This is a genomic window from Noviherbaspirillum album, assembly GCF_035916955.1.
GTDB lineage: Bacteria > Pseudomonadota > Gammaproteobacteria > Burkholderiales > Burkholderiaceae_D > Noviherbaspirillum > Noviherbaspirillum album.
In genome coordinates this window covers 78,236-91,771 of sequence record NZ_JAWIIV010000013.1, presented here as the reverse complement: position 1 = coordinate 91,771, position 13,536 = coordinate 78,236, and the positions used below count along the sequence as shown (strand labels likewise).

10 protein-coding genes, 3 pseudogenes and 1 other annotated feature are annotated in these 13,536 nt (G+C 53.7%); of the genes and pseudogenes, 7 read left to right on the top strand and 6 right to left on the bottom strand.

Translation table 11 applies throughout. The features are described from left to right. Positions 1-122: 122 nt before the first annotated feature. Positions 123-1,220: an ATP-binding protein gene (locus RY831_RS16545; RefSeq protein ID WP_326507482.1), complete on the top strand. Its 1,098-nt coding sequence runs from the start codon at positions 123-125 to the stop codon at positions 1,218-1,220. A gap of 998 nt (positions 1,221-2,218) precedes the next feature. Next, on the top strand, positions 2,219-2,935 hold the full coding sequence (locus tag RY831_RS16540; RefSeq protein WP_326507481.1) for a hypothetical protein: 717 nt from the start codon (positions 2,219-2,221) through the stop codon (positions 2,933-2,935). Between the two features lie 276 nt (positions 2,936-3,211). Here RY831_RS16540 and RY831_RS16535 read toward each other — a convergent pair whose 3' ends face one another. Together RY831_RS16535 and RY831_RS16530 are read right to left on the bottom strand one after the other, a co-directional pair. Then, positions 3,212-3,922 (bottom strand): hypothetical protein, encoded by a 711-nt coding sequence (locus tag RY831_RS16535; protein ID WP_326507480.1) that lies wholly within the window; start codon positions 3,920-3,922, stop codon positions 3,212-3,214. Positions 3,923-4,638: 716 nt separating this feature from the next. Continuing rightward, complete coding sequence (locus RY831_RS16530) at positions 4,639-5,082, bottom strand: hypothetical protein (protein ID WP_326507479.1); 444 nt, start codon at positions 5,080-5,082, stop codon at positions 4,639-4,641. Positions 5,083-5,849: 767 nt separating this feature from the next. On the opposite strand from RY831_RS16530, the pseudogene RY831_RS33420 reads away from it, so the two are divergent. The 4 genes and pseudogenes from RY831_RS33420 to RY831_RS16510 form a co-directional block, all read left to right on the top strand. Beyond that, positions 5,850-6,047, top strand: a pseudogene (locus RY831_RS33420) (transposase); the annotation flags it as partial. Positions 6,048-6,592: 545 nt separating this feature from the next. Then, a complete protein-coding gene (locus tag RY831_RS16520) occupies positions 6,593-7,291 on the top strand; it encodes a hypothetical protein (RefSeq protein WP_326507477.1) in 699 nt (232 codons plus the stop codon). Between the two features lie 852 nt (positions 7,292-8,143). After that, positions 8,144-8,252: a sequence feature (AL1L pseudoknot), on the top strand. A gap of 620 nt (positions 8,253-8,872) precedes the next feature. Further along, positions 8,873-9,301, top strand: coding sequence for a DUF2231 domain-containing protein (locus RY831_RS16515; RefSeq protein ID WP_326507476.1), 429 nt, complete (start codon positions 8,873-8,875; stop codon positions 9,299-9,301). Between the two features lie 50 nt (positions 9,302-9,351). Then, on the top strand, positions 9,352-10,620 hold the full coding sequence (locus RY831_RS16510; protein WP_437126282.1) for a PQQ-dependent sugar dehydrogenase: 1,269 nt from the start codon (positions 9,352-9,354) through the stop codon (positions 10,618-10,620). Between the two features lie 84 nt (positions 10,621-10,704). Here the strand turns inward: RY831_RS16510 and RY831_RS16505 are convergent. The 3 genes and pseudogenes from RY831_RS16505 to RY831_RS16495 form a co-directional block, all read right to left on the bottom strand. Further along, a pseudogene (locus RY831_RS16505) lies at positions 10,705-10,851 on the bottom strand (IS256 family transposase); the annotation flags it as partial. A 113-nt stretch (positions 10,852-10,964) separates the two neighbouring features. After that, a pseudogene (locus RY831_RS33255) lies at positions 10,965-11,282 on the bottom strand (transposase); the annotation flags it as partial. A 259-nt stretch (positions 11,283-11,541) separates the two neighbouring features. Beyond that, on the bottom strand, positions 11,542-11,754 hold the full coding sequence (locus RY831_RS16495; RefSeq protein ID WP_437126280.1) for a universal stress protein: 213 nt from the start codon (positions 11,752-11,754) through the stop codon (positions 11,542-11,544). Positions 11,755-12,053: 299 nt separating this feature from the next. Here RY831_RS16495 and RY831_RS16490 point away from each other — a divergent pair, with 299 nt between their 5' ends. Next, the gene (locus RY831_RS16490; protein WP_437126281.1) at positions 12,054-12,542 is read left to right on the top strand and encodes a site-specific integrase; all 489 of its coding nucleotides are present in this window, start codon (positions 12,054-12,056) and stop codon (positions 12,540-12,542) included. Between the two features lie 177 nt (positions 12,543-12,719). On the opposite strand, the gene RY831_RS16485 is transcribed toward RY831_RS16490, so the two are convergent. Further along, positions 12,720-13,322: a hypothetical protein gene (locus RY831_RS16485; protein WP_326507470.1), complete on the bottom strand. Its 603-nt coding sequence runs from the start codon at positions 13,320-13,322 to the stop codon at positions 12,720-12,722. Between the last annotated feature and the right edge of the window lie 214 nt (positions 13,323-13,536).

Genomic DNA, 13,536 nt, shown 5'->3' with positions numbered 1-13,536 from the left:
GCAAGGTATAAATTTGTACAGACTGCCGCGTTCATTCTGGATACATTGCATTTCCAAAAATCTTGGAACGGGAAGAGCTGTCAGTGCTAGACATAGCGCAAGCAGCGAGCGGAAAGGCGTGAATGCGATTATCGGAGTTTATTTTGGTCAATATGGAGGCTATCCTGCAGGAGTGGGAAGACTTCGCTCGAAACATCCAGCCATCCCATCGATCGATGGGAGTCGTTGAACTCCGTGATCACGCAAAGGAAATCCTGGAGGACATCTCGGCGGAACTTGCATCGCCAGACTACAAGCGAAATCTGGATTCCGACGGCAATACGCCTGCCCAAATCCATGCCGATACTCGCGTTCTCTCAGGCTTTACAATCGACCAGCTGTTATCGGAATTTCGCGCATTGAGGGCCAGCGTACTTGGGCTATGGTCGCGGCGCGAGAAAACAGCAACGTGGTTCGAAGTCGAGGACATGTCGAGATTCAATGAAGCGATTGACCAGGCATTGGCAGAATCCGTTGCACGGTACACCGAGGCACAGGGACAGTCCCAGGACATTTTCCTGGGGATCATCGGTCACGACTTGCGCACGCCGCTGTCAGCCATCAACCTCGGTGCGACTTACCTGATGCGGCTGGACGATGCTGACAGCAAACTGATTCAACTCGGCTCGCGCATGTTCACCAGCGCAGTACGCATGCAAGAGATCATTGATAACTTGCTAGACTTTGTGCGCAGCCGCAGTGGTCTCGGCCTCCCCATTCATCCGAGCGATGTCGATCTCGCCGCCGTGTCCGAACATATTGCCGATGAATTTCGGATATCGAACCCTGGAACCACCATCCGTACCGAAGTGCACGGAGATGCAAGAGGGCGGTGGGACGGTTCCAGAATCGGACAGGTGTACCAGAATTTGATCGGCAATGCGATTCAATATGGGGAAAATACCGCTGTGTCCGTAGTCACCTCGGCAACGGACGGAGAGGTCGTCTTGTCGGTGCATAATGACGGACCGCCGATCCCTGCGGCGATGCAAAAGAAACTCTTCGATCCGATGCAGAGGGGTATCAGCGGTGAAGTGCATTCATCCAACCGTAAAAACCTGGGGCTCGGTTTATATATCGTTCGCGAAATCGTCATGGCTCATAAAGGCGTCATCGAAGTAAGTTCGACGGAAAAGACCGGAACGACCTTCACCGTACGCCTTCCAAAGCTGACGGCATGACGTGACGCGCCAGATGAGGGTTTGCATGTTCCCGGCTCTTATTATCTGGCCCTCAATGCCTCTATTCCGAATTCCACGCACACTTTTGATAAGTTAGTGCTTCACTGCGCATGTGCATGCAGGCTTATTCTCAGTAGCAATGAAAAAGGCCGCAACCGCGTGGTTGCGGCCAAGACTAACTCAACCTTTGGGTACTGCCAGTTCAGTGTAGGGCGAAGTCCACTCGGAGACTAGCGATTGGTGCAGGATCTAACATGCTGATACAAATTCATATGGCACATGGGAAAATTAATTTAATCAGCCTTTTTCGGGCGAATGAATTTGGCCTGTCTACCCCGTGCCAGAAAGTTGCTGAAGGTAATCGAAACTGCCGTCCCGGACACGTAAGTGCGGTCTTTAAATGTCATTGCGCCTGCATTGACTTCATTGTCCTGAGAAACGCGGGTAACTCTGCTATGCCGGAATTGCAGGTGTGGCCGGATGTGCCCCCCGGGCAGCGCGGCCAACGTCTGTCCGCGCAGTGTGGAAAATCACGACAGCCACGTCAAACCCTGGGCTTGGCGTCGCGTACACGGTTTGAGGTTGGCCGTTCGAGTGCAATGTGGGACAAAAACCCTCCGCCACGGGCGGGTTTCAAATTAGTGCTGAAATGATCGCCGCCCGCTGGTTCCGGTGGTGTCCGGTAGATTCCTATGCGAGCAACATGAAACTTTGGTGCCGGAATGTTTGCATACCGCCGGCCCCGGTACAAACTGCTCATTCTCTTGAGCATACGCTCACTCGGAAAAGCTCGAATGCCAAGATATTATCGAAATTGAATGAGTCGACAATGACATTGGACAAACTCCTTCCATTTGCAATTTCCAATTCCTATTAGCCTCAGGGCCGACCTCGACTGAAACGCATGTTTGGAGAAACCGCTTACGCCCGAACCAATCGATTCACGGTCTGTCAACAAAGCACCGGCAGAATGCGCCGGCTCCTTCACACGGGACCTTATGAACTCGAAACTCGAACCTGTCTTGCAATCGATCGACCAGGCCGCCGTGGCAGATGAGCTTGCCTCGGTGATGACGGCTGTCGTGTCCGATGCCTCCGCGCCGGACTCGGCGCTTGCCGGAATTCGCAGAGCGAGGAACGAATCGGTTCCGCCGGAGCAAAGGGCCGCCGTGGCTGCCCTTCAGGCTTATGGAGCGGGGTGTGCCGCTGACGTGCTCACAGCAGGCCTGGAACAGGATGCGAGCGAACGCGCTGCCAGCCTGCTGACGGGGCTTGAGGAAGATTCGGAAAGTGAGGTTCTTTCGCTTCTGCGGACGAGCGCTGAATCGGCCTCGGAATTCAAGTCCAGACTATCTCTGCGGATCGCATCCAGATGCGCAGAAATCGTTGCGGCCGAGATCGAGCGCGACAAGCAAGGCCACTTCACCATCCTTAATGAACAGGACGCGGCGATATTCGAATCGCGGCGCGAAGCGCATCGTAAGCAACGCGCCGAAGCTGTACAAGGATTTCTCGCATCACTGCCAAGCCGCTATCCTACTTTCGGCACCGTGCTGTTTGCCGATATCCGACGGCAGGTCGAGAGAGAGGTCAGGGAGCGGCACATGCGACCCGACATACATGAGGCCGTGGCATCGATGTTCGAAGCTGCTTTAGGCAACATGCCCGAATCTAGCCGCGACGAGGTGGCACGTGCTCATCAATCCCGGCATTAGCACTATCAACCGGATGATGCGCAGGAATAGAGCATGACATAGTTGCCTGAGAACTTGCTGTGCATATCTACGCTTAGACACGGACAGGTTGCGCTGGGCGGGGAAGGGGCGCGTCAGATTTCAATGCGGCGACGCCTGCAACCGGGCTTGCAGACCTCAGAATCGCTCGCGACTGGTCGAGGTATGCCGAAGGACTGGGTCAAGCATCATGCTGCCAGCCGTAACTCCAGGCGTTCATTCAGGAGCGGCTGCCAATGAAGAGCCTGCGGCCGCGAATTATCGGCGTTCCGGCAACCCGGCGTGTGCTTGCGCCGCTCCAGCTCCTAGGTCTTGGCGGATGCTACGCTCATAGGAAGGGGTGATGTAGCGTGGACGCGTACGGATCCGAGAAGTCAGGGTGCCAGTCGGGACCGATTTTGAAACGGGTTCTGTCGGTGTGAAAGCGCTGAAAGCCTTCCGAAAACCGGGTTGCGTCATCGTAAACAGTATCTGGTAGGCCCTGTTTTCACCGGGGCCCGTGTTGCGTAATGAGCTGTTTGACAACCTCGCGAGGTGGGACAAGCGCACAACGTCTTTAAACGCCACGATATTCAGACCCATGCGGGTTCCATTCCGGTTATCGCAAATAAGCGTGTCGATGTATGGCACAACCCGATCGCTCTCCCATAAGTCGATCAGCGTTGCCTTGACATGGGGCAGGCGATGCAGCCCGATCACCGAATCATGTTCTGGACTGTCAAGCGTGCCGGGCACTTTGATGTTGTAGCGGGATTTAAGAACGCGAGCGGTCTCGGAGTAGCGTTGCGGATTCGATAGTCGTCTGAACACTTCCAGCATGCCGAGGTGGATGAGCGGGGAGTCGGGAAACTTCGTGGACAACTCGTTCCTGATGTAATCCAGCGCGATCTTGGGTTGGTCCAGTGTTACCCACATCTCGATGAGATCAAGCGGGTCGGTGACATCCTCGACAAAAAGGGCACCGCGCATTGCATCGTCCGCCGCATCGCCCGAGTCTGTCTGGTCATGATGGACATACGGGATAGCCCCGACGTAGCTGTAAGGGCCTGGGTGAGCTGCGCGTGACCGGGAAACGCTTGTGGGACGTGCCCCGGTGTCGTGTGCCGGCAGAACTTGCGTGGAGAAAGGAATAGGAAACAGCGTTGCGTCTCTGGGGTACCCGGTTGTGTGTTGCACCGGTCGAGCCGAGTCCTGGGACGTGGGGAATTTGTTCGATGGGGCAGGATGACGCGGCGAAGTGCGACGCGAGCGGAGGTCAACAGCGGATTTCCTGGACAGGCGCAGTTTCCGGCGTAGCTTGATCACTACTCTTGCGATTCCGATGCCGGCTATACCGACTACGGCACCAATCCAGATCAATGGCAGCCACGGTAAAAGCTTTGCGCCGCGTTCGGCAATAGTTCGTGAGTTGCCCGAGTTTGCGACTGAACCCTCATGAAACGTGGCCGATGGGACCGCGCCTGCTGATGCCGCCGTGACAGGTGCCGCCAGAGTCGACGTGACTAGCAGCACCCAGACGAACCGCTTTACGTGGAAGTACAGCGTAGGCATCATGGCGTTCACCGGTGTGGTAACAATTTGATACAAATTGTCAGCCCGATACACTTTTCGGTGCTGATGTAACGCAATTAGATTTGTTTTTCGGCACGAGTTGATTTTTTTCAGCAGACCCGTTGTAGATGAATTTAATAGTCATCCCCAAAGCTTTTAACATCCCTCTGGCTTAACTGCGTATCCCACACAGATTGCAGAATCTGATCCATTAAGGTTTCACCGATCATCGCCGATACCAAGTCGGCAAATTTCGTGATCAGAATAGTATTGCAGCGCTCAGCGATACCTTGCTCCATTGCAACTAAATCTTCTCGCAGTATCTGAAAGAAATCGTCGCCCCTTGCTGCTGTTCTGAGCATTGAAAAGCCTGGACAATGGGGCAGCGTGTAATGCGCGGCATGCCCATAAAGGGCTTGAAAGCCTGTCTCGCCAATCAACGGTGTAATCTGTTGTGCCATCTGATGCCACAACCACATTGACTGTTCAATAACAGTCGCCGCTTCGTCGCTTGGACTTTTGCGGGTTTCCAGGATTCGGGAAATAAGCTGTTTTCGCGCTTCAAATGGCATCATCATTCATCGTCATTCATCGTCATAACGTACGGTATTTCATGAGGACTCTAGGGCAGCATGCCGGTAGCGGCCACCTTACTACCGCAAAATTGGCGAAGGTCCGGTTCGAAAAAGCTTGGCTGCCGAAGGCATGCCAGCATTGGAATCTGATTTGCAGGAATAGTGCCAAAGACCTTGCGATATGGTCATACGGCCGGAACGCGAACGCGGGCAAGGCAACCTGATATGGTTGTTATGTAACCGGCCCATGCAGCGCTGGATCTTGATGATGGCATGGCACCTGTTCAAGGAATTCAATGCAAGCAATGAATAAGTCTAGAAGCCTGGCACGGCCCACTTTTCGGTTTTAAAGCGGTCCAAGGGGATTGCTCCAGCAGGAGGCTGTGATGAACCGGAAATATGTGCTGCAACTCTCTGCGCAAGAGCGGACATGGATGGAACAATGGTATGCACAGGCAAATAGGCGGTATGGAAGATCAGGCTGGTGCATGTCTTACTCAAGATGGACCAAAGCAACGACGGACCGAACTGGGCGGATGCGCGTATTGTCGAGGCAATTTCACGCGACACCGTGCGTCGCACCCTTGAAAAATAGATTTCAAACCGTGGCTGAAAGAGCAATGGTGCATCCCGCCGGCACAGGATGCCGAGTTTCCTGTTAAATGGAGCAGGTGCTGGAAGTGTACGCCAGGCGCGTACGAAACGCGCTACCGCGGGCACAGCACGTCAAGGAAGTGGTAGATGCGCCCTGCTATAGGCAGGCCAAGCGGATCACGCTGGTATGCGACAACCTTAATACCCGCCGGTTGGCATCTCTGTACGAGGCATTTGCACCGAAAGAGGCGCTGCGACTGGCGCGCAAACTGGAATTGGTGCATACGCCTCTAAGCATGGCGGCTGGTTAAATATGGCCGAGCCGGAGTTGAGCGTACTGAAACGTCAATGCCCGGACCAGCGCATCGGTGCGCAGGAGCGCGTAGCCGAACTTGCCGAGAACTGGGCCGAGACACGCAATAACCGGCAAACGGGTATCGACTGGCAATTTCGCACGGCCGATGCGCGCATTAGACTAAAGTACCTTTATCCGAAAATCGAAGAGTGATTGACTACCAGAGCGGTTCCGTCCCGACCTGCTTGCCGATCCCGCGAAATTTGCCTCTGGTACCGCGTTGCGTGAGCCCGCCGAAGCCTTCTTGCAATGGCCCGGGGGCGCCGAGCCCGCCATGTCGCGTCGCCACGCCTTGACCTAGAAGCACTCCGCTTCGGCCTCGCTAAAGCCGGTCAGGGCGAAACCGCTCTAGTGCTGGACCGATCGCGTATCTTAGGCACTTTGACTGTTACAGGTGCTGCGGCAGTGACAATATCACGTATGGGCAGGTAGCCTTTGCGCACAACGCCGAATATGGCTCGCTGTAACTCAAGTCTTGTGAAAACAAGTCGTCGTACCTGAACAGCGCATCGCTGTGATCGACGATGCGCTGTGCCTATTCATCGAAACGCCGCAGTATCTTACTTGCTGCTTGATGTGCTGTTAGGTTTGGTGCTGGTGGTGGCGTTCTGTCCGGTCGGACTCATGCGGCCTTCGCGATTTGCCTGCGTTTTGCCAGATGCATCTGTTGTATTGGCCCCAGCCTCACCCATCTTCCCTGAACCTGTGCTGCCACTAGATCCACCAGATCCGCTGGACGTGCTGGTAGATTTTTCCGCGGGTGGGCAGACGCTAGTGGTGGCGTTCTGTCCGGTCGGACTCATGCGGCCTTCGCGATTTGCCTGCGTTTTGCCAGATGCATCTGTTGTATTGGCCCCAGCCTCACCCATCTTCCCTGAACCTGTGCTGCCACTAGATCCACCAGATCCACCAGATCCGCTGGACGTGCTGGAAGATTTTTCCGCTGGTGGGCTGACGCTAGTGGTGGCGTTCTGTCCGGTCGGACTCATGCGGCCTTCGCGATTTGCCTGCGTTTTGCCAGATGCATCTGTTGTATTGGCTCCAGCTTCACCCATCTTCCCGGAACCTGTGCTGCCACTAGATCCACCAGATCCGCTGGACGTGCTGGACGATTTTTCCGCGGGTGGGCTGACGCTAGTGGTGGCGTTCTGTCCGGTCGGACTCATGCGGCCTTCGCGATTTGCCTGCGTTTTGCCAGATGCATCTGTTGTATTGGCTCCAGCTTCACCCATCTTCCCGCTACTGGTGCTCCCGCTTGACTGAGCGTGGGCAGTTGCGGCACCGAACATCATTGCCAGTGTCGCGATGCTCAGCATACGATTGAGAGTACATTTCTTAGTCATCATTGTTTCCTTTTAAATATAGTTTAAGAAAATCAAGGGCCTATATATCTCGCAGGCGGTGTATTGAGCATTTGCACGTTTTCCTATTTCTTTCCTGATAGAGCGCGGAGTTTTAAACTTGCTCATTCAAGAGAAAAGGTACGGGCCGAAAGAAAGTCGTCGGCGTTCCCGTTCTTCGGTAAGTAACCACGGAACCTATCCTTGCGACAAATGATTCATCCAGTGGCACCTTGTTACGCTTCCTCCCGATCTTAGAGCTGGCTATATCAAACTTTTAAAACTGGGCCGGCCTCTGCTATTTAAGAACGAGTTACCTTGGTCTGGTAACGTGCTGCTCGAATCTGACTTCTATATCATCTTGACTATATATTGGCCTAAATGTTCCCATCTCTGTTACTTTGTAGAATCCCTCTTACGAAATACTTTTACTAAAACTATGACTAGAAACAGGAGCTGAATTGCTCTGAAAAAGAAAAATGCTACGTTCGAGATAATGGGTCTATAAAGGAGCAAACGATCAGGTGTTCCCCTAAAGACATCAAGGGCGCAGTGCGAATGGTTTTCGAGAACAAAGATGTACCTTCATCGCAACGGGCATGCATCCAGTCCATTGCTGGGCGCATTGTCGAAGCACTGCGGCGTAGGTTAGCCAGCATAAACGTGATCACGGCCAGCGTCCGGGTATGACGACGACCGGCCAGAATGGGTTTAAGGATCTGGAGCGGGAAGTACGGGAGCTGCGCTAGGCCATTGGGGTCCTGAAGCTGGCTACCAAATTTTTCGCCCAGGCGGCGCTAGACCGCCAATTCAAGTCGTGAGAGCTATCATCGACCAGTACCGGGAGGCATTCAAGGTCGATCCTCACCGACCGCATTGCTCTGCCCATACTGCAGTTGCCCCGTCGGCCTATGTTCGCCAAGCAGCGCGAACCCGCCACCTGGCGTTGCGTGGGAAGACCGGACGCCGTGACGTGATGCTGATTCACTACATTTGGCGGGTGTGACATGGCAACCTGCGGGACTATGAACAGACAAGGTCTGGGCAGCTCCGGTGTGAAGGCATTACGGTGGCCCACGGTACGGTTGAACGGCTCACGCGTCGGCCGGTCTTGCGCAGTGCGGTATAAGGCAAGCCGGCTCTTACGATATAGGGTGATAGGAAAGTGTCTTGTCCACTGGATCGGGGCCACCGGCAGTTTCGGGTAGATCGGCCCAACAAACTGTCACTGTGTAACTTCACGTGCGTCTTGACCTGGCAAGGCGTCGTGCACGTAACCTGCGTGATTGATGTATTTGCCCGCTGGATCGTCGGCTCGCGAACCAGCGGTTCAATACAAACCAACTTCGTCCTTGGTGCATTGAACGGGCGCTGTGCGCCCGGTTGAGCAGCGCAGAACCTTATCTGCTCGACGACAGTCTCATTGTGCAAAAACCTTTGCAAAAGCTTAAGTTACATAATTTTCACCTGGGTGAGTCCCTTATTTGCAATGAGGAGGAACGCCGTGATTTCCGAGAATAAGCGAATGGAGAGAAGAGGGCTACACCCCGTTCACGGGATTTTTCTATCGGGCACTATTCCTCTGTTTCTGGGGGGATTGTTGAGCGACCTTGCATACTCTTCCAGTTACCAGGTGCAGTGGAGTAACTTTGCTTCCTGGCTAATCGCGGGCGGCCTTATCTTTGGTGGTTTTGCGTTGCTGTGGTCAATCATTAACCTATTCCGCGCCGATGGTCGCGGTATGCACTCCATCTTATATACTCTCCTTCTGCTTGCGACGTGGGGTGTCGGCTTTTTCAATGCGCTAACTCACGCCAGGGACGCGTGGGCAGCCATGCCCATGGGCCTTATTCTTTCAGTAGTTGTTTTCCTGCTCGCTTGCGCTTCAACCTGGATCGGTTTCGCCAAGTTCGGGATAAGAGGTGGAAGGTGAAACATCCATATCTGAATACAAGCCCCCGTTTGCACACATTTGCGTTCCTCATCTTCGTAGTGTTTTTGAGCGCATGTGGCAGCGACGACCCAGCGCCGGATCAGGCTGGTCCCGAGCCGACGCTCCCCGAGCCGAGCCGCGGACTACTGCCCGCGATGACCATTGCAGAGCCGGCACCTTGGGGCGATCATAAGCCGATAGTGCCCCAAGGTTACACAATTTCGGCTATCGCCACTGACCTTAAGGTCCCGCGCCAGACCCTGGTTCTTCCCAATGGTGACATCCTGATTTCCGAAGGCAAAGGCGGCAATGTGTCGCCGATGAAGCCAAAGGACTTGATTGCCGGATACATCAAGGCAAAGGGAACGACTTCCGTCAAGGGGGGCGACCGGTTGACCTTGTTGCGGGATGCCGATGGTGACGGCGTTTATGAAATGCGTACGATTTTTGCCGATAAGCTCAATGCGCCCTACGGACTCGCGCTGGTCGAAAACAAACTCTATGTCGCGAATCAGGACGCGCTGGTGCGCTTCAATTACCGTGAGGGCCAGACTCAGGCCAGCGAGCCACCGGTCAAGATCACCGATCTGCCGTCGATGATCAACCATCACTGGACCAAAGCGCTGGCAGCGAGTCCGGACGGACGTTTCTTATACGTTGGTATTGGCTCTAACAGCAACATCACTGAGCGCGGCATGTTGGCAGAAGTCGACCGCGCGATGATCTGGGAAGTGAATGCCGAAACAGGAGCACACCGGCCTTACGCTACTGGGTTACGTAATCCTACTGCGCTTACTATCCAACCGGGATCAGGTCAGTTGTGGGCGGTGGTAAACGAACGTGACGAAATCGGCCCGAACCTCGTGCCGGACTATTTGACGGCAGTTCGGGAAGGCGCTTTCTATGGCTGGCCCTACAGTTATTGGGGCCAGCATGTTGACGACCGTGTGCGTCCGCAAGACCCACAGAAGGTGGCTTCAGCAATCAAACCAGATTACGCTTTGGGATCGCACGTTGCCGCGCTCGGGCTTGACTTCTCGGAAGTTTCTATGGGTGCGAAATTCTCAGAAGGCGTGTTCATCGGCGAGCATGGCAGTTGGAATCGCAATAATCCCGTCGGCTACAAAGTGGTGTTCGTATCCTTTCGCGACGGTCGCCCTGACGGGCCACCGATAGACTTTGTAACGGGCTTTCTGGGTGCAGACGGTAAAGCCCGCGGCCGACCAGTTGGCGTAACAGTAGATCCACGCGGGGCATTAATTGTTGCTGATGATCTCGCGAACACCATCTGGCGCGTGACTCCCACAGCACCTCGATGAACCTGATAAGCAATTAGGGGAACATGAAAAGCTGGTTAAGAAAACATCAAGACTGATATACAAAGCGTCTGAAGCGTAGGTTATTCAGGCGGCGAGTTTCTGTTGTTCCGGTGGATGGTCTTGCATCTGAGTTTCATCTTTAAACGGCAGACCGTCAAGCAGCGGTCCAATCTCGTCAGTGCCAGGAATCCTGCGCCATAATTTTTCCGCTTCCTCAATCTGCTTGAATGCCATAGATGTGGCTCGAAAATATATTCGGCCGGATTCCCTCATCCCGGCCCTCTCCCATCGGTAGAGGGTGAGAACAGCGGCCCGAAAATGAACTATTGTTCGAGCCGAATCAACAGTCCCAGGAATGTTGCCCGTGACAGGCAGTTGCTCGGGCGCGTGGTTCGGTGCCGCACTGTCGCAAATGTTGGCTCAATCGAGTTGGTGGTGCGTACATGCTGCCAATGATCGGCTGGGAAGTCACTGAACCCGAATTGGCTGACTTTGTGCTGAACGAGCTCGGTGGTCACTTTTGGATTTTTCGCTTCATAGGTGGCAATAAAGCGGTTGAACGGTGCCATGGCAACATCTCTGATGCTGGCAAGGTATTCAAAACATTGCCGCATCTTGTGGAATCAGCAGCGCTGTGTTCTGGTGGCCGGGAACACCTCATCGAATATTTACGCATGGTGGAGAGTCCATTTGTTAGTTAGTTTTGATTTCGGTAATCAAATTGTCTAATAAACAGATTTAAGATTCGAAGCGACGCGTACTTGCTGGGAGAATGATGCGTCCTGTATTGGAAATATACGTAATGGATTAGTTCTTGGTCGGCAAATCCACACGATATCCTCGAGCCACAAACATGCGCGCGGTGGGGTGTCCAATGCCACTGATAACAACGTATTGGTCTGTCATAGATTCGACTTGGAATCATGGAATGACCAGTACCGATACAGATGCTTTCTGCAAAACTTCTTGAGTGGTACTTTCGCTGAAAATAGTGCCGATGACTCCTATGTTTCCTCGAGTGGTCATGAGGATAAGGTCGCAGGTTTCCTTCTCGACGGTGCCAAGGATTTCTTTACCCGGTAGCGCCGACATCGAGACCAAGCTCTTGCACTTCACCCCGCCTTCTTCAGCCATGGTGCGTACATTTTCCACAGCTGTCTTGCGTTTTCCATATGCTTATCTTCAACATCCTGCGGACGTACGGCAAACCCAAGAAAAAGGCCAAGGCATTGCCGGTCGAAGACCTGGAATTGATCGTCGCGGCCCTGACGAATCAGATAACCCTGAGTGCGGTTCGCGATAACGCTCTGCTGCAAGTCGGTTACTTTGGTNGAATTGATCGTCGCGGCCCTGACGAATCAGATAACCCTGAGTGCGGTTCGCGATAACGCTCTGCTGCAAGTCGGTTACTTTGGTGCTACCGTCGCAGCGAACTGGTGCAGCTCAAGGTGGAAAACCTGGTGTGGGACCGGGACGGCCTCGTCATTACCTTACCGCGCTCGAAGACGGACCAGGAAGGGAAGGGGATCGATAAAGCGATTCCGTTCGGTGATGAGTCGATTTGCCCGGTAAAGGCGCTCAAGACATGGCTGCAGAAGGCCGGTATCGAATCCGGACCACTCTTCCGCCCGATCAGCAAGTCGGGCATGGTGGGCGCCGTTGGGCTGCATCCGGGCAGCGTCAATGAGATCCTTGAACGAGGTGCCAAGCTTGCCGGGCTGGATTATGTCCCGATGCTATCGAGTCACAGCCTGCGCCGCGGCATGGCGACCAGTGCGTATCGTGCCAGTGCCAATCCTCGAGACATCAAGCGCCAGGGCGGGTGGCGCCACGATGGAACCGTGCAGGGCTATATCGAAGAGGCAAGCCAGTTCGAGGAGAACGCTGCTGTGGCGCTGTTGCGTCGAAAGCGAAAGAGTTAGTCGGCTTCTGGCACCCAAACAGGCGTATTGAATGGCAGTTGCTTGCGTTCGCCACACCTTGGTGCCTGGCAAAGGCAGGGCGGGACCAACTTTGCGAAAATTCCGGAACCAATTTTAGTAAAACGGACGAGAACGGCAGCATGAGTCAGCAGAACGCTCTATCCAATAGAATGGATATCACCTGATACGGCTTTTCGTTAATGCATTTCCACAGCATTCAAGATACAAAGCGTTGAAAACTGCATGAATGCGCTCCAGCTCGGAGATTGCAAAATTTTCTACAAATTCCATGAGCAGATCGGCTTCCTGATCGTCTTCGGACGTCACGTAGTAAAGCAGATCGCTTCGGACGTTCTCCAGGTCGCTTACAGCGTCGTATGCCGGTTGAAGAACCTCAAAAAGCCGCTTGTCCAGCTGCGCCACATCGAGCAAGTTTTTGCTCATGACGTCGCGATGAATATTGCCAAGAGACGAGCCGACGGTGATTTCCATTCCAGGTTCCTTCACCCGAAAAAGAGTTTTACCCGATTTTGGAAAAATGAATGAGAAGGTGGTTTGCGGATTTGCGGCGGATTCCTCGCGAATCGTTTCGACGATATGCCGGATCGACTTGATAGTCCAATAATTCAGTTCGCATTCCCGGGCCAGAAGAATACGCAAGGCCTGCTTTTTTCTCTCTTCACCTCTGTATCGCCTTAGCCATTCGAGAGATTCCCGCAACGCGAATAACGACACTGCCGCTACGACTGTGACAGGTATGAGAGGAAGAAGCTCGTACATAGTATTTTATTAATCCCGAATCCCTGATGCGGCATTTGAAGCGAATTGTGCGACCTTAATGTTTAAAGTCATCTCGTTCTAATGGTGGCGCTGCAAATTACATGATTTATATTTCAAGCTCATGACATGACGACATGTCTCTTGGATGATGTCAGTAAGTCAACTGCCATGGCGATTGACAGTTGAACAAGGTCGCTCTTCTTTTGCCGGTGGA

Bases quoted from the DNA above. Each gene is read 5' to 3' on its own strand.
- RY831_RS16485 (WP_326507470.1), bottom strand. From the start codon at position 13,322: ATGTACGAGCTTCTTCCTCTCATACCTGTCACAGTCGTAGCGGCAGTG.
- RY831_RS16545 (WP_326507482.1), top strand. From the start codon at position 123: ATGCGATTATCGGAGTTTATTTTGGTCAATATGGAGGCTATCCTGCAG.
- RY831_RS16540 (WP_326507481.1), top strand. From the start codon at position 2,219: ATGAACTCGAAACTCGAACCTGTCTTGCAATCGATCGACCAGGCCGCC.
- RY831_RS16535 (WP_326507480.1), bottom strand. From the start codon at position 3,922: ATGCGCGGTGCCCTTTTTGTCGAGGATGTCACCGACCCGCTTGATCTC.
- RY831_RS16495 (WP_437126280.1), bottom strand. From the start codon at position 11,754: ATGGCTGAAGAAGGCGGGGTGAAGTGCAAGAGCTTGGTCTCGATGTCG.
- RY831_RS16530 (WP_326507479.1), bottom strand. From the start codon at position 5,082: ATGATGATGCCATTTGAAGCGCGAAAACAGCTTATTTCCCGAATCCTG.